We start from the raw sequence: 26,437 nt of genomic DNA, 5'->3' as shown, positions 1-26,437 counted from the left end.
GATGTGCTTATAACTTGCTCAGTGGCAGGGGAGCGAAAGGGAATTACCCTTTCGCGAAGGTATGCCGAACCGGCTTAAAGTGGCTGTAAAGCAAAGCACCGACGAACAATAGTGCCTGGACGATCACGATACATGGCCCGGTTGCGCCATCGATGTGGAAGCTGATCAAGGTTCCCAGCACGCAGGAAAACACCGAAACCACCGTGGCGACGATCAGCATCCGGTCAAAGCTCTGGCACAGCATAAAAGCGATGATCCCTGGTGCGATCAGCATGGCGATCACCAGTATCACCCCAACTGCCTGCAATGATGCCACAATGGTCAACGCCAGCAGACACAGCAAACCGTAGTGCAGTAATTTCACCGGCAGGCCGATGACCCGTGCATGATTGGGATCAAAGCAGTAAAGCATAAAGTCTTTGCGCTTCAGCACCACGATGGCCAGCGTAATACCAGCAATCCACAGCGTTTGTTTCAGCTCACCGTTGGTGATCCCCAGCATATTGCCGAACAGAATATGGCTCAGATGTTGATCGGTATCGATGCGTGCAAACAGCACCAGCCCAAAGGCAAACATGCCGGAAAACACGATCCCCATCACCGTATCTTCTTTTACCCGGCTGTTTTCCTTTAAATACCCCGTGGCGATCGCGCAGAAAATACCGGAAAGAAACGCACCTATCGCCAGCGGGATCCCAAAGACAAAAGCCAATACAATCCCCGGCAAGACGGCGTGCGAGATGGCATCCCCCATCAGGGACCAGCCTTTCAGCACCAGATAGCAGGACAACACGGCGCAGACCACACCGGTGACGATGGCCGCCACGATCGCCCGCTGCATGAATGAATAGGCAAACGGCTCGGAGAGCCATTGATATAGCATTTCCATCAGTTGCCCTCCTGAGAGTGGCCACGTGATACGCGGCGTTTTGATGCCAATAGCCCGTGCTTGGGGGCAAACAGGAATGCCGCCAGGAACACCAGCGTTTGCAGTGTGACAATCACACCGCCTGTTGCTCCGTCCAGAAAGAAGCTGAGATAGGCTCCAATCCCGCTGGTCAAGGCACCAATTGCAATGGCGATGATCACCAACCGGCCAAAACGGTCCGTCAGCAGATAGGCGGTAGCTCCAGGGGTAATTACCATGGCGATCACCAGGATCGCCCCTACGGTTTGCAGCGCGGCAACGGTGCAGGCGCTGAGCAGGGTAAAGAACAGGATCTTCAGTTTCAGCGGTGAAAGCCCAATCGATACCGCATGGCTTTCATCAAAAAATACCGCCAACAGGTCTTTCCACACCAGGCACAAAATCAGTAGCGAAACGCCGATGATGATCTCGACTTGCAGCACGTCTTCGTCGGCGATACCAAGAATATTGCCGAAGATAATCGACTGTACGTTTACCGATGTTGGATTGAGAGAAATAATCAGCAGCCCGATGGCGAAAAAGGTGGAGAAAATAAAGCCGATTATCGCGTCTTCGCGCAGGCGGGTGATATGGCGTACCAGCGTCATTGCCAGTGCGGCCAGCATGCCGGTGAAAAACGCCCCAGCCGCGTAGGGCAGGCCAAGGGCGTATGCACCCGCTACGCCTGGAACCACGGAGTGTGAAAGTGCATCCCCCATCAATGACCAGCCTTTCAACATCAGGTACGCCGACAAAAAGGCACAGGCCGCACCGACAATGGCGCTGACCCACATGGCCTTGACCATGTAGTTGTAGTTAAAGGGTTGCAGCAGAATTTCAAGCATCAGGGGTTATTCTCCTTTTGCTGACTCTGTGCTGGAGGATCGCTCTTGGTGTGGCCGTAGAACACCGCGGGGCGTTCGTCGTCGGTTAATACCGTCAGGGTGCGGGGATCGTTATCATCATGCAGGTCGGTACCGGAGAGGTTGATATGGCGCAATACGCCGCCAAAAGCCAATTCCAGATTGCTTTGCGTGAAGGTGGTCTCAAGCGGCCCTGAGGCCAGCACGGTGCGGTTAATCAGGATCACCCGATCGCAAAACTCCGGTACGCTGCCAAGGTTATGGGTTGAGACCAGGATCATATGGCCTTCATCGCGTAGTGAGCGCAACAGCTCGATAATGGCATTTTCGGTTTTGACATCCACGCCGGTAAAAGGCTCATCAAGCAGCAATACCGTGCCCTGTTGGGCTAATGCCCTGGCCAGGAACACGCGTTTTTTCTGCCCACCGGAAAGCTCTCCAATCTGCCGATGGCGCAGTTCACTCAGGCCAACGCGCTCCAGCGCCTTATCGACCCGCAAGCGGTCTTCATTCTTGGCAATACGCAGAAAATTCATTTTGCCGTAACGGCCCATCATCACCACGTCTTCCACCAGCACCGGGAAGTTCCAGTCAACCTCTTCGGTTTGTGGCACGTAGGCGATGATATTTTTTCAACGCCGTGGCGACCGGTTGTTGGTTCAGCAACACCTGACCGGAAGTCGGTTTAACCAGCCCCATGATGCTTTTAAACAGCGTTGATTTCCCGCTGCCGTTAACGCCTACCAAAGCGCAAATTGAGCCGCCGCTAAGGGTAAAACTGGCATCTTGGATCGCCGTGTGACCGTTGTTGTAAGTCACGGTTACGTCATCTACGCTAAGCTCAGGACGGACAAAAACCTCTGTGGTCATTGATTAAATCCTTTGGCGATAGTTTGCACGGTGACATTAAGCAGGTCGATATAGGTCGGGACTGGCCCATCCTGAGAAGAAAGGGAATCGACATACAGCACGCCGCCATATTGCGCACCGGTTTCTTTCGCCACCTGTTTGGCTGGCTTATCTGAAATCGTGCTTTCGCTGAACACCACCGGAATATGGTTGGCGCGCACGGTATCAATAACGCGGCGCACCTGTTGCGGTGAACCTTGTTCGTCGGCATTGATCGGCCACAGATAAACCTCATTCAATTGGTAATCTTTAGCCAGATAACTAAACGCACCTTCACTGGTCACCAGCCAGCGTTGGCTTTGCGGAATGCGTGACAAACGTTCCCGTAGCGGGGCATCCAGCGCGGCCACCTTTTCTGCGTAGGCTTTAGCATTACGGTTGTAGGTTTCAGCATTGTCAGGGTCGTGCTGCACCAGAGCTTTGCGGATGTTCTCGATGTAGACAAGTGCGTTGGTCGGGGACATCCACGCATGCGGATTAGGGTTGCCGTTATAAGGGCCTTCGTGGATTGGCATCGGCGTGATCCCTTCGGTGATTATTGCCGCGGGCACCTGCTTGATATTTTCAAAGAAGCGCTCAAACCATCGCTCCAGGTTCATACCGTTCCACAAAATCAGATCGGCGTGCTGGGCTTTGACGATATCCCGCGGAGTGGGTTGGTAGTCGTGGATTTCAGCACCGGGCTTGGTGATGGATTCGACGATAGCGGCTTCGCCCGCCACGTTCTGGGCGATATCCTGAATAATGGTGAAGGTGGTCACTACGCGCAGTTTATCTTTTGCCTGCGCCCCCTGGCTAAGTGCTGCGGTGCTTAACAGTAAGCAAAACACGGCGCAAGGGCGGAGAATGGCTTTGTTAAAATAGTGAAGGGAAAAGACTTTGCTTTTCATGAACATGATGACGTTTCCTTACTCAAATGAAAATGATTATCAATATCATTTTGTCTAAAGTCAAGCGTCGCTATCCTGCTGCGGGAGGCTATTTTGTTGTTAATGGAATAATACCTCCCGGTGACTTATCGAGTTTTATGTATCAGCATGTAACTGCCTGATGTAGTCACTGCAGGTAGTGATGGTCACCCCTGGCTTTTTGCCTAAAGCTACCTCGCCGAGAGCCTCTGCCAATTTTTTCACATCTTGCTGATCTAATGGGGTTATCAGCGCGAAACTGTTGATCCCTAGCTCATGAGGAACGTGATTTTCATCGGTAATGGAAGTGGTAAAACCCTCCAGGGTCATTTGCCCGGTCAGCTTGGCTAAATCGGCTAATCCGTCTTCCTGATAGTTGAAAACCACCACAAAACATGTGGATGAAGATTGACTCATAAATCACCTCTTGCTATATGAATAGCCTGAGAATAGACCAAAAAAGTTATGCAGGTATCCTTACCGGTTGTATATGCTACGCAACTCATTGAAAGGAGTGAGGGATTCTGTGAAAACAAAAATAGGTTGCCTGATGGCAATCATACTATTAGCCGGTTGCGCGAAAGAACCGCAGACAACGGGCAACACAACAAGCAGTGGCACTTCGGGCGGTTGGTTAAAACCCCCTCCGCAAACACCAAGCAACCGCACCGGCACACCGGTCGCCTATAACGATTATATTCGTCAGGCCGCCAGCAGTTATGGCGTCGACGAAACGCTGATTAAGGCGATAATTCAGGTGGAGTCCGGGTTTAACCCGAACGTAGTCAGCACCTCGAATGCCGTGGGGTTAATGCAGTTGAAGGCGTCAACCGCTGGGCGTGATGCCTATCGTCTGAAGGGAAAAAATGGGCAGCCAAGCTCGCGTGAATTAAAGGATCCGGCGGTAAATATTGATCTGGGAACAGCCTATATCAATATTCTTCAAAGCCAGCAGCTAGCCGGGATTACGAACCCACAAACGTTACGCTATGCCACCATTGTTTCTTATGTGAATGGGGCGGGAGCGATGCTGCGGACGTTCTCACCGGATAAACGTGTGGCGGTAAACCGCATCAATCAGATGAGTCCGGACGAGTTTTATCAACATATCCAGAAGAAGCATCCGGCACCGCAGGCGCCGCGTTACTTATGGAAGGTCACCACCGCTTATCAGGCGATGGCTGAATAACATCAGATTCTTTGGAACCGGCCCGTTCGCGTGGCCGGTTTTTGCTTTTCTCGGGCAAGAAAAACACCTTTTAGCACGCATTTCTCATTATTCCCTCGTCTTGTCATCTAAATATCGCACAAATTGTTAATGATGTTTTAACAAAGAAAACTTTACGGTCATTCAGATAGTTACCGGTAACATTGTCGGTGGCGCTCACATTATCGCCTTCAATAAATAGACAATAAGGTTACAAATTATTTTAAAAACCCGTATCGGCCGCAAGGTTGAGGTTAAATAGTTGTGATTACTTTTGGATGGGATGTGATATGTCGGAAGATAAAACAAGCAATTCTCGGCGCGATTTCCTGCTGAAATCGATGACGCTGATCCCCGCAGCCGTGATCGGCGGCAGCGGTGTTATGGCCTTGACGACACCAGCACCGGTGCAGGCCGCCAGCGATAAACCGAAGGAGGCCGATTACCAGCCAACCTTCTTTATCCCGGAGGAGTGGGCATTTATCAAGGCGGTAGTTGCTCGCTTGATCCCCGCAGACGATCGCGGGCCGGGTGCTCTGGAGGCCGGTGTGCCGGAGTTTATCGATCGCCAGATGAATACCTCTTATGCCACTGGCTCAATCTGGTATATGCAAGGGCCGTTCAATCCAGATGTACCAACAGAAATGGGTTACCAACTGTCGCTGGTACCCAAGCAGATTTACAACCTGGGCATTGCCGATGCCAATGCCTACAGCAAGAAAACCACCGGCAAGGTGTTTGCCGACCTGGACAGTACGCAACAGGATGCCATGTTGCAGAAGTTTGAGTCCGGTGAAGCCGAATTTCTGCAACTGCCGTCCAAACTGTTCTTCTCCTATCTGTTACAAAACAGCCGTGAAGGCTTTTTCAGTGATCCTATCCATGGCGGTAATAAAGACATGGTGGGTTGGAAACTGATTAATTTCCCAGGCGCACGTGCCGACTTTATGGACTGGGTTGAGCGAGGGGAACGCTATCCCTTCCCGCCAGTATCGATTCGGGGAGAGAGGGGATAAGCATGGCAACGGTAATGAAGAAACAGGACGTGGTGATCGTCGGGTTTGGCTGGGTTGGCGCCATTATGGCAAAAGAGTTGACCGAGGCTGGTCTGAATGTGGTGGCGCTAGAACGTGGTCCGATGCGCGATACCTACCCTGACGGTTCTTATCCGCAGGTGATAGACGAGCTGACCTATAACATCCGGCGTAAACTGTTCCAGGACCTGTCGAAAAGTACAGTGACTATTCGTCATAACAACAACCAGACGGCAGTGCCTTATCGCCAGTTAGCGGCGTTTTTGCCGGGTACTGGCGTCGGTGGGGCTGGCTTGCACTGGTCAGGCGTACATTTCCGTGTCGATCCCATCGAATTGCGTATGCGTAGCCATTATGAAGAACGCTACGGCAAAAATTTTATCCCGAAAGAGATGACAATCCAGGACTTCGGGGTGACTTACGATGAACTGGAACCGTTTTTTGATAAAGCTGAGAAAGTGTTCGGCACTTCTGGTACTGCCTGGACGGTGAAGGGGCAACTGGTGGGTAAAGGCCTCGGCGGCAACCCTTTTGCGCCAGATCGCTCCAATGATTTTCCATTGAAGGCACAGAAAAATACTTTCTCCGCCCAGCTGTTTGGCAAGGCTGCACAGGAAGTGGGATACCATCCTTATAATCTGCCTTCTGCCAATACTTCTGATTCTTACACCAATCCTTATGGCGCGCAGATGGGGCCTTGCAATTTCTGCGGCTTCTGCAGTGGTTACGCCTGTTACATGTATTCCAAGGCGTCGCCGAACGTCAATATCCTGCCTGCGTTGCGGATGGAAAAGCGCTTTGAGCTGCGTACCAACGCCAATGTATTGAAGGTTAATCTGACCGCCGATAAAACCCGCGCCACAGGTGTCAACTATATCGATGCCCAGGGGCGTGAGATTGAACAGCCTGCCGACCTGGTGATCCTTGGCGCGTTCCAGTTCCATAATGTGCACCTGATGCTGCTTTCCGGCATCGGTAAACCCTACGACCCGGTTACCGGTGATGGCGTGGTGGGGCGCAACTTCGCCTATCAGAACATGACCACCATCAAGGCGTTCTTCGATAAAGACGTTTACACCAATCCGTTTATTGGTGCAGGCGGTAACGGAGTCGCCGTGGATGATTTCAACGCGGATAACTTTGACCACGGCAAAGAGGGTTTTGTCGGCGGCTCACCATTCTGGGTCAACCAGGCAGGCACCAAGCCTATTTCTGGTCTCCCGACGCCCCCTGGCACGCCAGCTTGGGGCAGCAAATGGAAAGCCGCGGTGGCCGATGCCTATACCCATCACGTTTCGATGGATGCGCATGGCGCGCATCAGTCGTATCGCAGCAACTATCTTGATCTCGATCCAAACTACAAAAACGTATTTGGCCAGCCGTTGTTACGCATGACGTTCGACTGGCAGGAAAATGACATCAAAATGGCGCAGTTTATGTACAGCAAAATGGCGCCGATTGCCAAAGCGATGAACCCGAAACTTATCTCTGGCAGCCCGAAAAACGCCAACAGTCATTTTGATACCACCAGCTATCAGACCACCCATATGAACGGTGGGGCGGTGATGGGGGAAGATCCGCAGACCAGCGCGGTAAACCGCTACCTTCAGAGCTGGGATGTGCATAATGTGTTTTCGATCGGCGCATCGGCCTTCCCGCAAGGCTTGGGTTACAACCCAACGGGCACCGTGGCCGCGTTGGCTTATTGGTCCGCCCGTGCTATTCGCGAGCAGTATCTGAAAAACCCAGGCCCATTGGTGCAGGCATAAGGATGCGAGTGATGAAAGCATTTGTTCCCGCACTGGTTCTCAGTGCACTGAGTTTCTCTGTGTTGGCCGAGGATGCTACGGTCAGCAGCGAGTTGATTAAGCGTGGCGAATATCTGGCGCGAGCTGGCGATTGTGTGGCGTGTCACACCAATGGCAAAAGTGGCGTAACCTTTGCCGGTGGCTTGGCGATGGAAACGCCGATCGGGACTATCTATTCCACCAATATCACGCCAGATAAGAAAACCGGCATTGGCGATTACAGCTTTGAGGACTTCGACAATGCGGTACGTAAAGGTGTGGCCAAGAATGGCAGTACGCTGTACCCGGCAATGCCATATCCTTCATTTGCGTTGGTAAAAGAGGAGGATATGCGTGCCATGTACGCCTATTTCATGCATGGCGTGCAACCAGTGGAACAGCTCAACAAGGACTCGGATATTCCCTGGCCGCTCTCCATGCGCTGGCCGCTGAGTATCTGGCGGACGATGTTTGCACCTTCACCGGCAGATTTTTCTGCGGATGCCAATGCTGATCCGATTATCGAACGTGGTCGCTATCTGGTGGAAGGGTTGGGGCATTGTGGTGCTTGCCACACTCCACGCAGCATCACCATGCAGGAGAAAGCGCTCAGTAATAAAGAGGGCGACGATTACCTTGCCGGCAGTAATGCACCGATCGACGGTTGGGTTGCTTCCAGCCTGCGTGGCGATAATAAGGATGGTCTAGGCACCTGGAGTGAGGCTGAACTGACCGAGTTCCTGAAAACCGGGCGTAACGATAAGTCGGTGGTGTTCGGGGGCATGAGCGATGTTGTCGAGCATAGTTTGCAGTATCTCAGCGATGAGGATTTGACTGCGATCGCCCGCTACCTGAAAACGCTGCCGCCACGAGACGGAAAACAGCAGGCGGCACCGGTTGAAGATAGCGTCGCTAAAGATCTGTGGCGCGGTAATGACAGCAAGCCCGGAGCCGCGTTGTACGTCGATAACTGCGCTGCCTGCCACCGCACCGACGGTGTCGGCTACAAACGTGCCTTCCCGGCGCTGAAGGCCAATCCGGTGGTACAAACCGAGGATGCAACCTCGTTGATCCATATTGTGCTGACCGGGAATACCACACCTGCGGTGCAGGGGGCGGTGTCCAATCTCACCATGCCGCCATTTGGCTGGCGTTTGAATGACCAGCAGGTAGCGGATGTGGTGAACTTTATCCGTTCAAGTTGGGGCAACAACGCCAAACCGATTGACGCCGCTGATGTGGCCGACGTTCGTAAAGATCGCTCAATGATCCGCGATGAGAAAGCGATGGGCAGTGCAACGCTGCCGGAATCCCTCCGCGTGGTGATAAGTAATCTCGCTTAGGGCCTCATTCGAGGCCCTTTTTACGGCAGGCTGGGCCTGCCTTCTGAAGGTAATCCTCTGTTTTATCAGCATGAAATACTCTGTGTGTTTATTGTCGATTCTAGTGTTGTCTTATGTTGACAAGAAGGATTTCATTGATGGTGATGAGGTGAAAGATATATGCGATGTACGTCGAATGTCTGCAATTGACGACACTAGGGATGTGACAGCATCATTAACTATGCCGTTTATTTTGCCATTTATATATCTGGTGGTAAGAAGAAAGCTTAGATCGTCAACTTTAAATGTTGCATTATTTTTATTGATTGCTTTCTGGTTGTGGCGTTTCTTTATTAGATTTGCGATGTGCTAGCCCTTTGATTAAGGGCTGTCAGGGTAATCAATAAATTCGGTTATCCCAAATACTCTAGCCAGAGGTACCTGCCGTGAGGTGCTGCCTAGTTATGCGAGGGTGCGATTAACGGTTAATAGCGAGGACCGGGAAACTATCAAATTCATTACTTTGAAAGATATTAGCAAAACTCAATAAGTTAACTTATGTAAGTTGCATTTTATGCAAACGGTATGTAGTGTGAAAAGTTAGAGAGCGTGAAGTAGTCGCAGTGAAATCAAATTTCGCATTTCATGCTGGGATATTCAAAATTACAGTGAAATGATGTGCTTAAAGGTAGGTATTGCTGCATTGCCTAACGGGAGTCAAAGGGAATGACAAAAAGAGCAGACATACAATCTGGCCGGTTAATTGACACTGAACACCTCGGATGGATTGATAAAGGGCATGCGAAAGGGGATGATACCAGAGCCCTATGGGCGCAGTTGCTTAGTGAAGAGCCAAACCCGCTGATTAAGGGTTATTTTCTGGTTAACTACTCCCAGGCTATGGGAACAAAACATATCCGAACCAGTGTTCATTCCCAATGGAAAATGAAGAAGAGACTGTCGATAGCAACTAAACACGCTATCGCACTTTCTATGATGTTTTGTGTTTCGCAACAATTTGAGGGAATGCAATCGAGCTCTTTTTATTCGAGCTTCACGAATAACGTTTTCAGTTGTGAAGATTGGGTGTCTAATCTTCTCGGCTTTTATTCTGTTATTCTTGCTCGTAACTATCTGTTGATGATTAAACCAAAATCAAAAGAATATGCATTTAAAATATGGAATTATTTTGGGTCGATTGGAAAATATAAAAACAACCAGTTGAGGGTGTTTCTTTTCCCTGATTCGGAAGAATCCCCTAGTAATACATACCCTATAAAAGAGGCCTTCCCTCTTACTTGTCTTCCATTAAGCCACTTTTTTCGTATGAGAACGATGTAGTAATAAATACGAACAACTCCAGCTTATATTTGGGTGCGAGCTAAAATGAAAGTCATGATGACATTTATAATAACTGTATTCTTAGTTGTTTTTTATTGGGCGTGGTTATTTATGATGCCTGATGTGACTTATACAGAAAAAGACTTCTTCAAATATTACCTTCTGACGCGAAAAGAAATAAGAGATGCACCTCGATTATCAGAGGATTATTATTTCGAATATGGACGAAGTGATGAAAGCGACCTAGAAAGCAGTAGTGTTTATATGTGCGGGGTACTTAATATTGATGGGAGTTATGAAAGATTGCTATCATATATAAAAAATACAGGTGTAACGTTGAGTGAAGGGTACTCATGGGATAATCCGCCTAAGCGTGGCGATGAGTATTTTTTCTTAGCAAGATACGTCGTAATGGGGGGAAGAGTGTCTGATGTTGATGTTTTCTGAAAGCTTCAATTGAGCGATTATTCCGATGCCTGCCCGCTGCGGCAGTGATGGAAAGTGACAGCCATTTCCGCGTGCGTATTCAGCAAGCCTGATCGACCTGTCGTAATGATGCTGCGGTCAGATCTGCTGGTTCGTCTCTTTCCCCTTTGTTTAGGAGATATTCCCATGGAAAAGCAGAAACCATCGCCCCCGCAAATCCGGGGCATTTTTCGAAGGGTGATCAATGTGTTGAAAATATAAGATATAAATCCTTTTTTTCAAAAGGATAACCTTATACCAAGGGGCGTTTTTCGAGACCCTTTTATGGCATGTTAGTTCTGTTTTACATTGACTTTTAATATATTAATTAAGTTAATCATTTGTGTGATGTCTATTATTTGACTCTTTTTATTCATTTTATTGTGGGCGATTGCTCTGATTTTAGAAGCGTTGCTTGTCAATGTTAGGTTTTTGTATCGAAACCAAAAGCTACCTTACTGTTTTTACAGTGTTATTTGGGCTGGGTTTTTCTCGTGAATAATATATTCATTAGTGATATTAATGTTTCTTGAAAGGGATATCATTAAGGAAGGGATTGTGATGGGAGTTTTAATTTTGCTTTTATTGATGGTTCTTTATGTCTCCATCGCTTTTGAAATTGACAGGAGGAAACGGATCAGTATTAAAACTGGCAGTAAATATGTCTATCGAAAACGCAGAAGTATCAAAAAAATGTGTTTGAGGTTGCTTAACATACTTACTTTCAATACTTGATTATTTCCTTCTTTGCTATTTTGGTATTGAAGAGTGAATAGTCTCGGCCAGTATAGCATCGCGTTGTGAGAATAAGCTGGAAACATCCTGTTTTCAGCTTGCTGGTTGGTGGGGTGTTAGCAGTATGCTATTGCTTCAAGTCAGGGCGGACGGTTTTCAGATCGGTGTCAGAAAAAACGCCTTGTAAGGTGCAAAGCAAAGATGTGGTCCCATCCTCATTTTTCTCAATGAAAAACAGCTTCTCAGCCACTTCTTTACCCGGGAGTGTGCCCGCGCTCGGCTTACTGTTTATCGACCATTGAGTGTTATTGACTTCTTTTATCATCGGATTGTGGATATAAATCCCACCATTATCGAGCAGTGAAACTTGCTTTCCGACTTTTTTGATCACCGAATCGTAATTTTCGCTGGTTTCAAACCCCCAGAAATAATACTCACCAGAACCTTCCTGGTGTTTATTCATGTTGCTATATCTGTTGATGTATTTATTAAGCGTCAAGTTGCCATCCCGATAATTTTTTGCATCTATAGCAATGTTTTCTTTTTCCTTGATATTACCTGCATTTGAGAGCTGAATTAATTAATTTATCTGTTTGCTGTTCATTTGTGTAAAAAAGAAGCATCGCAGGCCGACAGGTCCTGAATCACGGTGCCCGAAAAGGATGAAAAACTGACAAAAAATGTCAGCGCTATTGTTCTCACAATGGTTTTTTTAAGCATAAATTCCCTCATAAAAGCTGGCACGAAACGTAAAGCGATCCGTTTTTAATGCAAATGTATCAGTAAATTATCTATGTCATTATAGTCACTTCCTGGTTCGTCATAAGCGAGTGATTGCGTGATCTGGTTACCTAAAGGGCAGAATCGGAATTTACTGATCAGCGAGAAAGGCTTTTGTGATCCTGACGGTAAAACGTGGTAAATCTGCTAGGTGCCTCCATCCTCTGCTTTAATATGGTTTAAATTATTGAACGTTCTCAGAGGCGGTTCCCGATGGAGAAGATCGACTTACATATGCATTCCAGCTATAGCGATGATGCAGATTTCCCGGTAGAGGTGGTGGTTGCACGCTGTAAGGCCAATGGCATCAGCACCCTGGCAATAACCGACCATAACAGCGCCTATTCGGTCCCGGAAGCCAAAGCCTTGGCGTCATCCAGCCTGAATGTGTTGTCTGGTATTGAGATTGACTGCACATTCGAAGGACGCAACTTCCACTTGTTGGGTTACGGTTTTGCACCCAGTAATGACTTTGTGGAGATCCACCATAATTTCAGCGCCATCCAACGTGAGTTGACGCCGAAAAAGTTCGAAAAGCTGCGTGAGTTGAATTTTTATCTCGATGAGCAACGGTTGGAACAAGTTTGTGGTGGCGCGATCCCGCAGGAAGAACAGATGGGGGAAGTGATCCTCGAAGATGAGCGCAATGATGAACACCCCTTGCTGTTGCCTTACCGGGTTGGTGGTGAAAGGGCAGATATGCCGCTGATCAACTTCTATTGGGATTTTTTGGCCCTGGTAAAATTTGCTACATGCCGGTTTCTTACCCTGAGATGAGCAAGATGGTTGAGGTGATGCGCCATAACGGTGGAATCCCCATCCTGGCGCATATCGGTGCCAATATTAAACAGGATCATAATCAGGTAATCGATAACATGCTGAAAATCGGGGTGATGGGGGTTGAGGTGTTCTCCAGCTACCATTCGCCGGAACTGGCTAACCGGTTGTATGAGTTTACCGTTGGTCGCTCAGCATTTGTTACCTGTGGCAGTGATTTCCATGGGCGAAACAAACCAAAAATTGAGGTCGGCCAATGCGCGTATGGCCCACAGCATATTGCAGAGATCCGGCGATTTGTCGCTGCCGCCAGCGCATAACCCTTTTATCACTCGTGAGCGGTATTGACTGCTCACGAAGCATGCAGTCAGCCGCCTTAACATAGACCCCGCCTGCTATTTTAATTATCCTTTGCCGTTCTTTTATTGGGGGAAGAGTTTCTTTCTTCAGTAATTCTCTGTTTTATATCAATATTTAGCGAGGAAAGGAGTCTCCGCTGAGCGCAATCGTTGTCGCTGTAGATTAAGGTAAGCTGCCTCATGAGTACTATTTCTTCCGATCATGGTGGGTTGGTTGCTGTCCAACCCACCAAATGGAACAAGATTGACACCGTCTGGATGTTCGGTTTATATGCCACCGCCGTCGGTGCCGGAACGTTGTTTCTGCCGATTAATGCCGGTTTGAATGGCCCATTGGTGCTGTTACTGATGGCATTGTTCGCTTTCCCGCTGACTTATTTACCCCATCTGGCGCTAAGCCGTTTTGTGCTTTCGGGATCAAGCCATGACGGCAACATTCAGGATGTGGTGATCGAACATTTTGGCGTGCTGGCTGGCAAAATCATCATGGTGCTGTACCTGATGGCATTTTTCCCCATCGTGCTGGTCTACAGTATTTCGATCACCAATGCGCTGGACAACTTCCTGACTCACCAATTTCATTTCGCTTCGGTTCCACGAGTCTGGCTGAGCTTGGCGGTGGTGGTGGTGCTGAATCTGATACTGCTGCGTGGCAAGGACACGATCGTTGCCGCAATGGGTGTTCTGGTGTTCCCTTTATTGGTGTTTTTATTGGGCATTTCGCTGTATCTGGTACCCACCTGGCAGACCGAAAATTTTATCAGCGGTTTGGCTGGCACTCAGTTTAACAGCCCTGATTTGTGGCACTCTTTATGGCTGGCGGTGCCGGTAATGGTGTTTTCATTTAGCCATGCCCCGATAATTTCGTCCTTTGCCTCCACTCAGAAAAGCTTATATGGCGAAAAGGCTGAACGCCGCTGTGCTCGTATTATGCGTTACAGCTACGTGTTGATTTGCGTCACCGTGCTCTTCTTCGTTTTCAGTTGCGTGCTCAGCCTTTCTCACCAGGAAATGGAGCAGGCGAAAGCGCAGAACATCACGGTGCTGACCACGTTAGCCAATAAGTTTTCCAATCCGTTAATTGCCTATCTTGGGCCGGTGATGGCGATGCTGGCGATGGCCAAATCTTATCTGGGCACTTCATTAGGCGTGACAGAAGGGGCGACCAGTTTGATTGATGGGCTCACACGTGCCGTTGGCAAACCGCTGAGTTCTGCGGTTACCCATCGCGTATCCGGCGTCCTGCTGTTTCTACTGACATGGGTGGCTACGGTCTGGAACCCAAGTGCTTTGCATATTATTGAAACTATCAGCGGCCCGTTGATTGCCGTGATCCTGTTTATTCTGCCGATGTATGCGGTGCGTGCCGTTCCTGCCATGCGTCGTTACCGGGCCTTGAGTAATATCTTTGTGCTGGTCATGGGGCTGATTGCGTTGTCAGCGTTGGTATACGGGCTGGTATAAAAGTGGGCTCCGCACAGATGCGGAGCCGGGCAGGTCAGGTCATGGGGACGTAGGTAGAGATCAGCTCCAATATACCGTTGATAATAAACTGCACCCCCATACAAACCAGCAGGAAGCCCATTAAGCGGGAAATGGCCTCGATACCGCTTTTGCCAACCAGTTTCATAATACCGGTTGAGCTACGTAAACAGACCCACAGAATGACCGATATGGTCAGGAAAATTGCCACAGGCGCGACCATCAACACCCAATGAGCAAAACCCAACGTGTTTTCTTTAACACTGGATGCGGTGCTGATAATCATCGCGATAGTACCCGGCCCGGCAGTGCTTGGCATCGCCAGCGGGACAAACGCGATATTGGCCGAGGTTTTCTTGCGTAGCTCTCTGGTTTTGGTCTCCACTTCCGGTGCCTCATCGGCGCTTTGTTGCGGAAACAACATGCGAAAACCGATAAAGGCGACAATCAGCCCACCGGCAATACGTAAGCCGGGGATGGAAATACCAAAGGTTTTCATCACCAATTGGCCTGCGTAGAACGCCACCGTCATGATAAAGAACACATATATTGACGCCATCAGCGATTGCTGGTTGCGTTCTTCGTTGGTCATATTGCCCGAAAGGCCAAGCAATAACGCTACGGTGGTGAGAGGGTTGGCTAGTGGCAGCAACAACACCAATCCTAATCCGATAGCCTGAAACAACTGAAAAATACTCGACATAAAACTAGCCCCAAAAAAGTGATGAATTTTGAGCGTAAACCTTACGCTCAGGGTGATATCGTTTGTAATCAGCGTCAGACCAAACGTTCAATTTTCCTGTGCCGCCACACCAATCTATAGAATGTTGTTTGCAACGCCAGCATTGTCACATAAGCGATAGGAAACGCCATCCATACCCCCTCCAAGCCAAAGTGATTACTGAGCAGATAAGCGGCGGGCAATTGCACCAGCGCGATACAGAGAATCGAGATTGTTACTGGCACCACGACTACGCCACTGGCCCGCATGATCCCCCCGACAATGGCCTGGAAGCCGAACACCAGCATGCTCCAGAGCATGATATGCAGCAGATGCTGTGCCTCGGCCAGTACTTGTGGGCTGGTGAGGAACAGGCCTAATAACCAGTGCGAAAGCAAATAGACAATAATAATCAATGAACCGGTTAACCAAAGGTTGATAAACAGCCCGGTACGCAAGATTGGGGCGATCCGTTCGGTACGCCCAGCGCCAATAGCCTGAGCCCCAAGAATGGAGGCGGTGATGGCGATTGATAGCGCTGGGAATTGTACATAGTTGACGATTTGAGTCACCGCACCGTAGGCGGCTGTCGCATCCGAACCGTGGCGGTTAACCAGCGTTAAAATCACCAGCTCAGATAACGAAATCACCACCATTTGCAAACCGGTTGGCAAGCCAATACGCAAAACTTTGCGTAATACCACAATGTCCAATTTCAGTGCGGCCAGCATGGCACGGTCAGGGGCTAATACGTGCCGTTTACGGCGCAGGCGTACCGCCAGGTAGGCCATCGCCAGCGCGTTACCCACCATTCCGGCCAAGGCCGCACTTTGAATACCCATCGGAGCAAACCCCAACCAGCCGCGGATCAATGCTGGCGTGAGCAGTAAACCTACACAGGTAGACAAAAGCAGGGCCAGCAGAGGTGAAATTGTGTCACTGACGCCACGCAGAAGTTGCGTGAATAAAACAAATACCAGCAGCAATGGCATGATCAGCATCATGATGCGGGCGTAGGCAACAGCCTCTTCGAGCACGTCTGGCGGGGTTCCCAAAACCTGTAACGCCTGGCGGGCAAACAGACTGCCAAACACCGCGGCCAACAAGCCGAGTAACACCCCCAGCATCAGCGCAGTTCCGGCAATGGTTTTTACTTTCTCAGGCTCATTGGCTCCCCACGCCTGCCCAATCAGCACGGATGCACCGGCACCGACACCGATCACCAGAGAAATGAAAAAAACACCACCGGAAACATACCGGAGATGGCGGCCAGCGCGTGGGTACCGAGCATCTGGCCAATATAGATCCCGTTAAGCGTGCCAGAGAATCCTTGCAGAAAATTGGACAGGACCATGGGCACCAAAAAAATCAGGTAGATGCGCCAAAGCGGTGCCTGTTTCTGCTGTGGTCGGGTTTGCATTTAGTCTTTTCCTGCGCCTAAAGGGCTAATGAAGGGCGTGAATGGTGCCCATAAACAGTATGCATGTTGCATGAATATAGCCGTTAACGAGTAAAAATATTGCGGGTCATCCAAGCCAGATGCGCCTGGATGTCGTCTGGCCATTGAGCAATGCGCTCAGAAAATATACGACCGTCCTGAGCAAATAGCGTACGCACGGCTTCTTCGTAGCCAGGTAAAGAACCCGCAATGGCGCTCATAAAACGGTAACAGTTCTCTTTTATGCGGCGTTCATTGTCCTGCTCAACGGTATTACGGCGGGCTTCGTCAACCAGGCGACGTAATGCCGCAGATGCGCCGCCACGCTGCTGCGCCAACCATTCCCAATGGCGTGGCAAAAGCGTGACTTCGCGGGCTACCACGCCGAGTTTGGGCCGTCCTACTGAAGGGATACCCGTGAGTTCTCCGTTATGGTCATCACTTTCGCCTGCCGGTTGAGGCCAAACGTAGCCCTCTGGCCACGGGTAATCCACCTGTGAGCCTGTAGCATCATCAAATACCAGCAGGCCGCCATCCGAGAGGTCTAATGCCGCCAATGCCTGAGCGACTTCTGGATAGGAACCTGTTGCAATTCGTTGATAGCGTATAAAGGGGTTTGGGGAGTAACGGAACTCAAAACGCCGTTAATTAGCCAATTAAAATAGCTAATTATGTTAAAATCAAACCATTACTCTTCTTTAAACGCCCTTAACTCTCCTCTGCTCACTGACTCTGGTACCGTGAAGGAATAACGCCCCTGCATGTTTATATGCCCACATAACAGGGGCGACAGTCTGGCAACATCTTCTTCCAGAACGGGATAACCTTCCTGGCGCAACTGCTGTAACGTAGCATCCATGTAAATGGTATTCCACAGCACGATCATGTTCAGTACCAGGCCCAGTGAACCAAGCTGATCTTCTTGACCTTCGCGGTAGGCTTGTCTTAACTCACCTCGTTTTCCGTGAAAAACATTTCTGGCCACCGCATGACGACCTTCTCCTCTATTAAGCTGCTGCAGGGTTTTACGTCGTTTGTTTTCATCATCGAGATAGGTCAGCATGACCGGGCAATGTAACGCTCAAGCAACGAACACGCTGGTAGTAATACTTTGTGCGATAAAAGCCAACTGGTGCCGCGTTCAAAAAGAATGCTCGGTCTGCTTGTACCGGTCCAGCATAAGGCATATAACCATCGCGACAGAGAAAAACCCACTCGTGTATCGGTAAATTCGGTATATCCGTAAATATTGATTATTTCATCAACATGTTGTCGACGTTGTTTCCCTTCGCTATAGAGACTTATGACATTTTTTATATTATCGATATGTAACTGCTTGGCCAAAAACTCCGTCACTGCCTTGGGTATATTGTTGAACAGATCAGGAAATCGTCCCAAATAACGAACGGTACATAGCTGAACAGCAAATCCCAGGCGGTTGTGGTCGCCTCTTTTTGACGATATATGCTGCCGGTCAAAATCATCCAGATGAAAATAACGTGCCAACATATCCTTTGTCGGTTCACCCTGATAATTACCATAACTATCACGCTGTTCTGCTGAAAGAAAATTAACAGGCACGGGATACCCTCCTTAGCAAAAATGCAATTAGTCAGATTGAGTTCGGGACTGGTGAATAGCCCAGATGCGTTTAACCTGGCTTACGCTGCACCCGGCCAGGGTGGCTGTACGCACAATAGTCAGACCTGACTGACGAAACGTGATGATGCGCTCGTGGGTCGTGAGGTCAGCTTTTCGACCAGAATATTTGCCAGCGGCTTTAGCGAGTTGAACACCCTGGCGTTGCCTTGAACGCCGTAATTCATAATCATCACGGGCTGTTTGCAGGGCAAGCTTCAACAACAGTTCCTGAACGGATTCAAGCACAATACGGGATACACCGTCGCTTTCCGCAGCCAGTTCTGATAAATCCACGATACCGGGAATGGCCAACTTGGCCCCCTTTCGCCTAATGGAAGCAATAAGCTTTTCAGCTTCAGGGAGTGGCAGACGGCTGATGCGGTCAATCTTTTCGGCAATCACCACATCACCAGGCTGAAGGTCAGCGATCATTCTCAGTAACTCGGGGCGATCTGCCCGGGCCCCTGATGCCTTTTCACGATAAACGCCGGCAATGTAATAATCGTTGTCTATCGCCATCTTCTCGATAGCAGCCTGGCGAGTCAGGTCCTGCTCAGAGGTACTGACCCGTTCGTAGATGCGAGCAATTTTCATTTATGATAGCCAAATTGAGTATAGGTAATTTGGCTATCGTAAAATGATTGGCCAACAATAGCAATTATCGATGTAAATTGGCCGTTTATTTTTTGGCTATTTAAAATGCCTGAAAATGAGAGGATCGGGGGAGTAAGTATGTAATTTGAAACGCCGACGCTGTGCATCAATATTTTAATAGACATTTATTGGCAAATAATTACACTTTGAAACTAATGTAAATTTAATGTAAGTAGACTCACTGTGCGTTTCAACAAGGAATGTTGGTTTATCTGTGCCTGGCTTTTGGCAACCTCTGGCTCACTGGTGCTCGCTGCGCCTGTGATTGTCAATCCCGCCGACCAGGACGTTATCGAGAGGCGACAGCGGTCTCTGCTGGAGCAAGCCCAACAACAACGAGACGCGTTGCAAAACGGGATTTCCGTATCACCACAGCCACTGCCTGCGGCGGGCTTGCCAGGAGAAGCCTGCCAAAAAGTGCAGACGATAGTGTTTCAAGGCGTAGAGCATCTTTCCTGGTCGGTACAAGAAAAGCTGATCAAGCCTTGGCAAGGGCGCTGTCTGACGATGGCAGACATCAACCGTCTGGTACGTGACACAACCAATGCGTATCTGCAACGTGGCTACATTACCTCGCAGGCCTGGTTGCAAGAGCAAGACATTTCTACCGGTGAACTGCTCATCAATGTCAGTGAAGGACGTGTTGAATCCATCACCCTTGAGGGAGGATCACCGCTGGCCGTGAGTATGGCGTTTCCCCGCATGATTGATGCCGTATTAAACCTGCGGGATATTGAGCAGGGTATGGAGCAGCTTAACCGCCTGCCATCGCAACAGGTCAGTATTGATATCCAACCGGGTACCCGCCCCGGTTATTCAAACGTTGTGTTGCTCCCGACGGCTAAACGCTTTCCAATCGGTGTCTCCGCAGGGGCAGACAACAGCGGTCAGAAAAGCACCGGCATCCATCAGCTCAATGTCGGCATGACGCTCGACAATCCCTTGCGTATCGCCGATCAATGGTCATTGACTGCCACACGGAATAGCAACCTTAATGCTAACTACCGTAACCGCAGTTTCAGCAGCAGTGTCTCTATCCCGTACGGTTACTGGCTTGTCAGCTACCAATATACCTGGAATGATTTTTTCCAGTACATTCCCTTTAGCACAGACGCCTACCGTTATCAGGGGAATAACCAGACTCAACGTTTAGCGGCTAACCGAACACTGTTTCGGGATGGCACGAGCAAGTTTGCTGTGGATATGGGGATCACCCACCGACGCACAGACAATCAATTGGCAGGGGAACGGTTGGCTATCAGCAGCCCTACCCTGAGTTCGGTCAGTATCGGGGGAAACTACAGTGCGGTCGTGGGCCAGGGATATCTCACTACCAACCCCCAGTTTGTTCAGGGGGTACACTGGCTGGGCGCAACCCCCGACTCTTCGCTACAAACCGGTCTGCCCCGCAGCGAGTTTCGCAAATTCTCTCTCAGTGCCAGCTATTTTTATCCACTGACGCCTTCATTGTATTACCTGACATCCACCTATGGGCAAGCCACCCCGGATAACCTGTATTCCAGCGAGCGGATTTCTGTTGGCGGGCAATATTCAGTGCGGGGGTTCAAAGAGCAGTTCCTGACCAGTAACCGTGGTGTCTACTGGCGCAATGAACTCAACTGGCAGTGGATGACCCTGCCAGGATGGGGGAGCTTTCTTTAAGCAGTGCGCTGGACTCAGGGTGGGCTCGGGGTTATCGGGATGAAGCAAACGGCGGCAATGTGACCGGTGCAGCGTTAGGCGTATCACTGAATGGTCGCTGGTTTAATCAGACGATCACCGTTGGCAAGCCGCTGTTACATCCTGACAGCCTGCAACCGGATCGCTGGGTGACCTATTGGCAAGCCACTATCACATTATAACGGCAGTAAACCGCTCCGGGGATTCTGTTTATCCCAAAGCAAACATTCTCTCAAGGACATGAATGTGAATAAACTTAATCATCCATTGGCGCGTGGTGTCAGTTATCTGCTGATTTACCTGACAGCACTGCAACCCTTGCATCCGGCCTTTGCAGCAGGTATCAACGCGGCCAACGGCAATACGCAGGTTCAGCAAGGCAATGTACCCGTGGTAAACATCGCGACTCCCAATAGCGCAGGGATTTCTCACAACAGCTATAAAGACTTTAACGTCGCCACACCGGGGGCGGTACTGAATAATGCTACAACAGTGGGCAAGTCACAGTTAGCCGGGCAGTTGAATGCCAATCCCAACCTGAAAGGCAAAGCAGCAGATCTTATCATCAACGAGGTCACTGGCAACGGTCGTTCAGAGTTGCAAGGTAAGCTTGAAGTATTTGGCAATAAGGCCAACGTGATCGTAGCAAACCCGAACGGGATCACCTGTGATGGCTGCGGATTTATCAATGCCCCAGGCGTGACGCTGACCACCGGCAAACCACAATTCGATAAGCAGGGCGCACTGGAAGCGCTGGAGGTGAAAAAAGGTACGGTCACCATCGGCGGTAAAGGCTTGGACGGCTATGGTGCCGACTATGTTGATATCATCAGCCGTGCTACCGAGCTAAACGGTAATATCAATGCTCAGAGCCTGTCACTGACCCAGGGGGTTAACCGTATCAGTTTTAAAGACGGCACCATCAAGCCGATTGCGGGTGAAGGTGCCAAACCGGTGCTCGCGGTGGACACCAAAGCCTTAGGTGGTATGTATGCCAACAAGATCCGCCTGGTGGCTAATGAGGATGGCGTCGGCGTTAACCTGAGAGACCTCATCACCAATCAACGGGATATCTCGTTAAGCGTCAACGGCAAAATCGCCCTGAACGGCACTACGCACAGCAAAACGGATCTGAACATCAGTGCTAAAGAGGTGACAGTTGCCCCCTGGACCTTCGTTAAGGCAGATCAGGATGTAACGCTGGCCAGTAATGAGTTGACCAACGCCTGGCAAATCAGCGCTAACCGAGATATCCGCGTCTTCAGTGATACGGTACGCAACGTCGGTGCCGATGCGAAAATTCATGCTAAGGATAACTTGTGGATTCAAAAAGATGCGCAAGGAAATAAAAGTAAGCAAGTTGAAAACCGTTCTGCGACCATTAAAACCGACAACGGTGATCTGATTATTCGTACTGATAAATTGGATAATGTGCGTAGTGAGTTTGTTGTAGGAGAACGAGCAGATAGGGCCGATGAAGAAGGTATGCGGCTATTCGGTGAGATTTACAATGCTCGAAAAACAGGCAATATTCGCGATCGAAATGATTATTACAATAATGACCTCGTCATAACCAAAGATTATTTTAAGATAGAATGCAACGATGGATGGGAATGTATTGCTGCTTTGTATACACCTAAAGACATCTGGATAAACAATGAAGTAAAAAGAACGTTTATTCAAAAAACATCGACACCAGGAAAAATTGATGCTGGTGCCAACTTGTATGTGAATGCAACCACTCTCAATAATAACCTGAGCGACATTCGTGCTCAAGAAGACATTTTTTAACTGGTGACAATCTAGTCATAAAGAGTCAAGCTATAGGGGCATTAAAGAGTTATATCCGTTTTACACCTGATAACGATGCCTATCAACAATACGCAAAAATAAATTGGATTCTTCCTCCAACGAGTTATATCCTTGCTGAAGGAAAATCTCAAACTTGGAGCAATGAAGGATATGTAAATTCTATTCTTGCTGCCGGCGGTAATCTGGTAGCCGATTTTAATAACAGCATAAACATCGATACGCCACTTCCTTATAACCCAAGCAAAACGTTGGAAGTGAGCAGCATTCCGCGTACCGACACCGTTACCGCCAACAACATCCTGTTACATGCCAACAATATATCACTAACGGATGGCGTTCGAGCGCGAACGGATCTGATGATTCAGGCAGAAAATCAGGTAAATTTAGACCAAGCGCAGTTGATCGCAGGTAGAGAGTTTTCAATAACAGCAATCAACAATATTGATGCTAAGCAGAGCAAACTACAAGGTGCGCAAGTTAATTTGATAAGCCGAATGGGAGATATCAAGAGCCATTCGACACTAGCAACCCGTTATTTCCATTCTGATGAAAATGTAGCATTTACCAATATTATCGCCAACGACCTAATGGTGAATGCAGGCAAAGATGTCACCCTCAATGATACAGAACTGCATATCGGTTGGAATATCACAGGGACAGCAGGGGGAAATTTTACGATATTCAATAACGAGCGATTACTTCCCCCTCCAACCTTACTCAATGATGGCCCTAAGCAGTCTGCGCAGCAACATTTTAATCGAGCATTTGCCGCGCCGGGAAAAGCAGAAGTAAGAGAAAACATCATTATTGCTGCTGGTGAAAATATCGACTTACCTGGAACCTATCTGAAAGCCGCCCTGGATATGGTGCTAAACGCAGGAAAAAGCGTGCTGTTGAACCTGCGGCCTATAGCGTCGGAATACAACCGTTATATAAGCTCCTTAAGAACACCAGAATTGCGTGCCAGCGTTAACGGCATGCGCAGCTTGCAAATTTCAGCCGGTATGGACATTGCCGGGCAAGGTGCTTATTTCTACTCGAATAATAACGCCACACTCTATGCAGGTCGTCACCTGTGGCTTGGCTCACAGGGTTATTCCTACCTGGATGCCGCCAATGACAATAACAAGGACGATCGGCATCTGACCGCTTTCGTGCATGCCGGAAAAAATTTAACGCTGGCAGCGAACGGTGAACTCTCTACCAGTGGTTCAGCTCTCTCCTCCAGGGGAGATATGGCATTGACCTCTGGCGGTAATATGCGTTTTGACGCAGTGCGAAATTATACCTATAGGGAAGGGGGTAATGAATTTACTGAAACCGTCTCTCAACAAGGGTCTGAACTGAATGCGGGCGGCGTACTAACGGTTATCTCCAACGACAGTATTCTATTCCAGGCCACCAAACTATTAGCCAAAGGGGCCATGGATGTCGCGGCCAAGGGGGTATCTCTACGCCCAGGCCATGGAGGAATCAAGCCATTACGAGAAAAAAGAGGTTAAGCGTAAATGGTGGGGTAAGAAGACCGAAGTTAAACAGGTACGGCATGACGTAACCAACAAGGTGACTGAATTTACTGCAGGTAAAGATATTAACCTGCTGAGCCGCGACGATAGCACCTACGAAGCCAGTAAGATTTCTGCCGGGCAAAATGCCCGACTGACCAGCACTCAAGGCAAGGTCAACTTCCGTGCAGTCAAAAACACCACCTTTGAACAGACCGTCACTTCGTCTAAAGGTTTCTACATTACCCAATCCAATAAGGGTTATGAAGAGAACAAGTGGGTACTGCCCAGTATTTATACCGGCGGTAAACTGACTGTTGATGCGGCACAGGGTATCAGTGCCGATGTGAAGGCAAAAAATGGCCAAACATTGCAAAATGCGGTGGCGGCATTGGGTAACGCGCCAGGAACTACCTGGCTGAAAGACCTTGATACCCGCAGCGATGTGCAGTGGAACGTGGTCAAAGATGCCTATGACAGTTGGGATTACAAAAGCCAGGCATTAAACCCTGCTGTAGCAGCAGTGATAGCCATCACCGCTGCGGCGGTAACCGCAGGAGCTGGCCTGGCCGCAGCAGCAGGCAATGGTGCTATTGCAGCAACGGGGGCCACCGGGAGTGCCGCTTCGGTAGTTTATGGTTCTACCTATGCTGGCATGACATCACTGGCTTCACAGGTCGCGGTAGCTTTGGTGGAAAACCAGGGAAATCTGTCAAAAACCCTGAAAACACTGGGCAGCAGCCAGGCGGTCAAAGTCACAGCTACGGCAATGGCAATAGGTGGGGCGTTGGCCGGTTTTGACCAACTGCTGGAAGCCAACGTAGCGGCAGATAAAGCACGCTTGCCAGCCCTGATAAAAGATCAGGACTGGAGCAAGATTACTCAACGTGTAGCGGGACAGTCGATAATCAGCTCCAGCCTGAATACGGCTATCAATGGCGGTAGTTTTAAAGACAACCTGACTAATGCCCTGCTGGCTAATATCAGTAGTCAGATTAATGCCGAAGGGGCCAAGCTGATTGGCGATAATGGTGAAGTGTTAGGCATTCCAGGTAAGATGTTGAGCCATGCTGTGGTGGCAGGAGTAGCAGCAGAGATTGGGCGCGGGAACAGCAAAGGCGCCGCCGCAGGGGCACTGGCGGCTGAACTGGCAGCCATTACATTAGGCGATGTATTTATTGAGCCATCAATACGAGACAACCAAATCCAGTCAGCAGGAAGGGTAATTGGCGCAATTATCGGCGCGGCAGTAACTAACTCATCCGCAGGGGCAAATAGTGGTGCGTCTGCAGCTGAAAGCGTTCTGCGATATAATTTCCTGATGCACGATGAACCAGCAAGAATGGCAAAGAAACTTACTGACTGTAAGGGAAGTTTCGACTGTGAAACTAGCGTTCGCAAGGAAATGACGTTGCTGTCCGTGCAAAATGAGACAAGATTTGAATCCTGCAGAACCTCGGGCAATGGAGATTGTATCAATGAGATGTTAGTGGGGATCTCCAATGCGAGTGGTTTCAGAGAGTTGGGCACCCAACTAGGGTTTGATATCTCCGGTCAATACCAGCAAATGGGGGAAAATGCCTATGATCGGTTTGATACCTGCGGATGGAGTGCGGGTACCGGATGCGCTTTAAAATTATGGGGAAAAGAAGCGGTAACTGAGGCTGCATTATGGGGTGCCGGTTGGGGGTTAGGTAAAGTTGTAGCTCCTGCTATTGGAAAATATTTCACTAATGTGGGTATCCTTTCACAGAATGGCGCATTTTCTAACATAAAAAGCGCTCAAATAGGCTTAAAAAACCCAGAACAGGTTGACGCCATAAAAGAATCAATGAAATCAAGTGGTTTCAATTTTAGCGAATCTAAAAATGTTATCGGTGGCTATGTAGATAAGAATGGTAAATATTACATACTTGAAGGCAATCACCGAGTGGTTGCAGCAAAAGAACTGTATCAAGAAACAGGAAATTCAAATTATGTTGATCAGTTGATAAAAAATGGTAGATGGACCTATGTTGAAAAGTACGTAGGAGACATATATTCTTTGCCGGTAAGAAAATAATAGGAACACTACTCCAGGGGAGAAACCCTGGAGTAAATGTAAATGGGG

The 26,437-nt window shown here is 49.1% G+C and carries 21 protein-coding genes and 4 pseudogenes; 12 read left to right on the top strand and 13 right to left on the bottom strand.

Features of this window, described 5'->3' with window-relative positions:
* Positions 1-43: 43 nt before the first annotated feature.
* From ACQ86O_RS20400 to ghoS, 5 genes and pseudogenes are all read right to left on the bottom strand, one after another.
* Entirely contained in the window at positions 44-889 is an 846-nt protein-coding gene (locus ACQ86O_RS20400; RefSeq protein ID WP_431222614.1) for a metal ABC transporter permease, read from the bottom strand.
* Positions 889-1,752, bottom strand: coding sequence for an iron/manganese ABC transporter permease subunit YfeC (gene yfeC / locus ACQ86O_RS20395; protein ID WP_431222613.1), 864 nt, complete (start codon positions 1,750-1,752; stop codon positions 889-891). Before yfeC ends, ACQ86O_RS20400 begins: the two co-directional genes overlap by 1 nt.
* Positions 1,752-2,640, bottom strand: a pseudogene (locus tag ACQ86O_RS20390) (manganese/iron ABC transporter ATP-binding protein). Before ACQ86O_RS20390 ends, yfeC begins: the two are co-directional and overlap by 1 nt.
* Positions 2,637-3,575 (bottom strand): metal ABC transporter substrate-binding protein, encoded by a 939-nt coding sequence (locus ACQ86O_RS20385; protein ID WP_431222612.1) that lies wholly within the window; start codon positions 3,573-3,575, stop codon positions 2,637-2,639. The pseudogene ACQ86O_RS20390 and the gene ACQ86O_RS20385 overlap by 4 nt, the downstream one beginning before the upstream one ends.
* Before the next feature lie 129 nt (positions 3,576-3,704).
* Positions 3,705-4,004 carry a type V toxin-antitoxin system endoribonuclease antitoxin GhoS gene (gene ghoS, locus ACQ86O_RS20380; protein ID WP_431222611.1) on the bottom strand — a complete coding sequence of 100 codons (300 nt, stop codon included), beginning with the start codon at positions 4,002-4,004 and terminating at the stop codon, positions 3,705-3,707.
* Positions 4,005-4,113: 109 nt separating this feature from the next.
* Between ghoS and ACQ86O_RS20375 the strand changes: the two genes are divergently transcribed.
* The 7 genes from ACQ86O_RS20375 (at position 4,114) to ACQ86O_RS20345 (ending at position 10,725) form a co-directional block, all read left to right on the top strand.
* Positions 4,114-4,776 carry a transglycosylase SLT domain-containing protein gene (locus tag ACQ86O_RS20375; protein ID WP_431222610.1) on the top strand — a complete coding sequence of 221 codons (663 nt, stop codon included), beginning with the start codon at positions 4,114-4,116 and terminating at the stop codon, positions 4,774-4,776.
* Positions 4,777-5,084: 308 nt separating this feature from the next.
* Entirely contained in the window at positions 5,085-5,810 is a 726-nt protein-coding gene (locus ACQ86O_RS20370; protein WP_431222609.1) for a gluconate 2-dehydrogenase subunit 3 family protein, read from the top strand.
* Between the two features lie 2 nt (positions 5,811-5,812).
* Positions 5,813-7,597, top strand: a complete 1,785-nt coding sequence (locus ACQ86O_RS20365; RefSeq protein WP_431222608.1) for a GMC family oxidoreductase — start codon at positions 5,813-5,815, stop codon at positions 7,595-7,597.
* Positions 7,598-7,608: 11 nt separating this feature from the next.
* Positions 7,609-8,958 (top strand): c-type cytochrome, encoded by a 1,350-nt coding sequence (locus ACQ86O_RS20360; protein WP_431222607.1) that lies wholly within the window; start codon positions 7,609-7,611, stop codon positions 8,956-8,958.
* 70 nt (positions 8,959-9,028) lie between these two features.
* On the top strand, positions 9,029-9,310 hold the full coding sequence (locus tag ACQ86O_RS20355; RefSeq protein WP_431222606.1) for a YjeO family protein: 282 nt from the start codon (positions 9,029-9,031) through the stop codon (positions 9,308-9,310).
* A gap of 353 nt (positions 9,311-9,663) precedes the next feature.
* On the top strand, positions 9,664-10,278 hold the full coding sequence (locus ACQ86O_RS20350) for a hypothetical protein (protein ID WP_431222605.1): 615 nt from the start codon (positions 9,664-9,666) through the stop codon (positions 10,276-10,278).
* A 45-nt stretch (positions 10,279-10,323) separates the two neighbouring features.
* Positions 10,324-10,725, top strand: a complete 402-nt coding sequence (locus ACQ86O_RS20345; protein WP_431222604.1) for a hypothetical protein — start codon at positions 10,324-10,326, stop codon at positions 10,723-10,725.
* An 880-nt stretch (positions 10,726-11,605) separates the two neighbouring features.
* On the opposite strand, the gene ACQ86O_RS20340 is transcribed toward ACQ86O_RS20345, so the two are convergent.
* Entirely contained in the window at positions 11,606-11,941 is a 336-nt protein-coding gene (locus ACQ86O_RS20340) for a hypothetical protein (protein ID WP_431222603.1), read from the bottom strand.
* Between the two features lie 530 nt (positions 11,942-12,471).
* Between ACQ86O_RS20340 and ACQ86O_RS20335 the strand changes: the two genes are divergently transcribed.
* The 3 genes from ACQ86O_RS20335 (at position 12,472) to ACQ86O_RS20325 (ending at position 14,858) form a co-directional block, all read left to right on the top strand.
* Entirely contained in the window at positions 12,472-13,035 is a 564-nt protein-coding gene (locus ACQ86O_RS20335) for a PHP domain-containing protein (RefSeq protein WP_431222602.1), read from the top strand.
* A complete protein-coding gene (locus tag ACQ86O_RS20330) occupies positions 13,032-13,355 on the top strand; it encodes a hypothetical protein (protein WP_431222601.1) in 324 nt (107 codons plus the stop codon). The genes ACQ86O_RS20335 and ACQ86O_RS20330 overlap by 4 nt, the downstream gene beginning before the upstream one ends.
* Before the next feature lie 219 nt (positions 13,356-13,574).
* Positions 13,575-14,858 carry an HAAAP family serine/threonine permease gene (locus ACQ86O_RS20325; protein WP_431222600.1) on the top strand — a complete coding sequence of 428 codons (1,284 nt, stop codon included), beginning with the start codon at positions 13,575-13,577 and terminating at the stop codon, positions 14,856-14,858.
* Positions 14,859-14,892: 34 nt separating this feature from the next.
* Here ACQ86O_RS20325 and ACQ86O_RS20320 read toward each other — a convergent pair whose 3' ends face one another.
* The 7 genes and pseudogenes from ACQ86O_RS20320 to ACQ86O_RS20290 all read right to left on the bottom strand — a co-directional run bounded on the left by ACQ86O_RS20320 (position 14,893) and on the right by ACQ86O_RS20290 (position 19,270).
* Positions 14,893-15,579 carry a MarC family NAAT transporter gene (locus ACQ86O_RS20320; protein ID WP_431222599.1) on the bottom strand — a complete coding sequence of 229 codons (687 nt, stop codon included), beginning with the start codon at positions 15,577-15,579 and terminating at the stop codon, positions 14,893-14,895.
* 74 nt (positions 15,580-15,653) lie between these two features.
* A complete protein-coding gene (locus ACQ86O_RS20315; protein ID WP_431222598.1) occupies positions 15,654-16,793 on the bottom strand; it encodes an MATE family efflux transporter in 1,140 nt (379 codons plus the stop codon).
* A gap of 23 nt (positions 16,794-16,816) precedes the next feature.
* Positions 16,817-17,017, bottom strand: coding sequence for a hypothetical protein (locus ACQ86O_RS20310; protein WP_431222597.1), 201 nt, complete (start codon positions 17,015-17,017; stop codon positions 16,817-16,819).
* An 83-nt stretch (positions 17,018-17,100) separates the two neighbouring features.
* A complete protein-coding gene (locus tag ACQ86O_RS20305; protein ID WP_431225786.1) occupies positions 17,101-17,643 on the bottom strand; it encodes a DUF2239 family protein in 543 nt (180 codons plus the stop codon).
* An 80-nt stretch (positions 17,644-17,723) separates the two neighbouring features.
* Positions 17,724-18,095 (bottom strand): annotated as a pseudogene (locus ACQ86O_RS20300) (Tn3 family transposase); the annotation flags it as partial.
* Complete coding sequence (locus tag ACQ86O_RS20295; RefSeq protein WP_431222596.1) at positions 18,092-18,616, bottom strand: DUF4158 domain-containing protein; 525 nt, start codon at positions 18,614-18,616, stop codon at positions 18,092-18,094. The pseudogene ACQ86O_RS20300 and the gene ACQ86O_RS20295, both read right to left, overlap by 4 nt.
* A 27-nt stretch (positions 18,617-18,643) precedes the next feature.
* Positions 18,644-19,270, bottom strand: a complete 627-nt coding sequence (locus ACQ86O_RS20290) for a recombinase family protein (protein WP_431222595.1) — start codon at positions 19,268-19,270, stop codon at positions 18,644-18,646.
* 270 nt (positions 19,271-19,540) lie between these two features.
* Between ACQ86O_RS20290 and ACQ86O_RS20285 the strand changes: the two are divergent.
* Together ACQ86O_RS20285 and ACQ86O_RS20280 are read left to right on the top strand one after the other, a co-directional pair.
* Positions 19,541-21,192, top strand: a pseudogene (locus ACQ86O_RS20285) (ShlB/FhaC/HecB family hemolysin secretion/activation protein).
* A 64-nt stretch (positions 21,193-21,256) separates the two neighbouring features.
* A pseudogene (locus ACQ86O_RS20280) lies at positions 21,257-26,389 on the top strand (DUF637 domain-containing protein).
* Positions 26,390-26,437: the final 48 nt, after the last annotated feature.

Origin of the sequence: Serratia sp. L9, from assembly GCF_050632285.1 — a bacterium.
Classification (GTDB): domain Bacteria; phylum Pseudomonadota; class Gammaproteobacteria; order Enterobacterales; family Enterobacteriaceae; genus Chania.
This window is presented reverse-complemented; position numbering and strand designations above follow the sequence as displayed.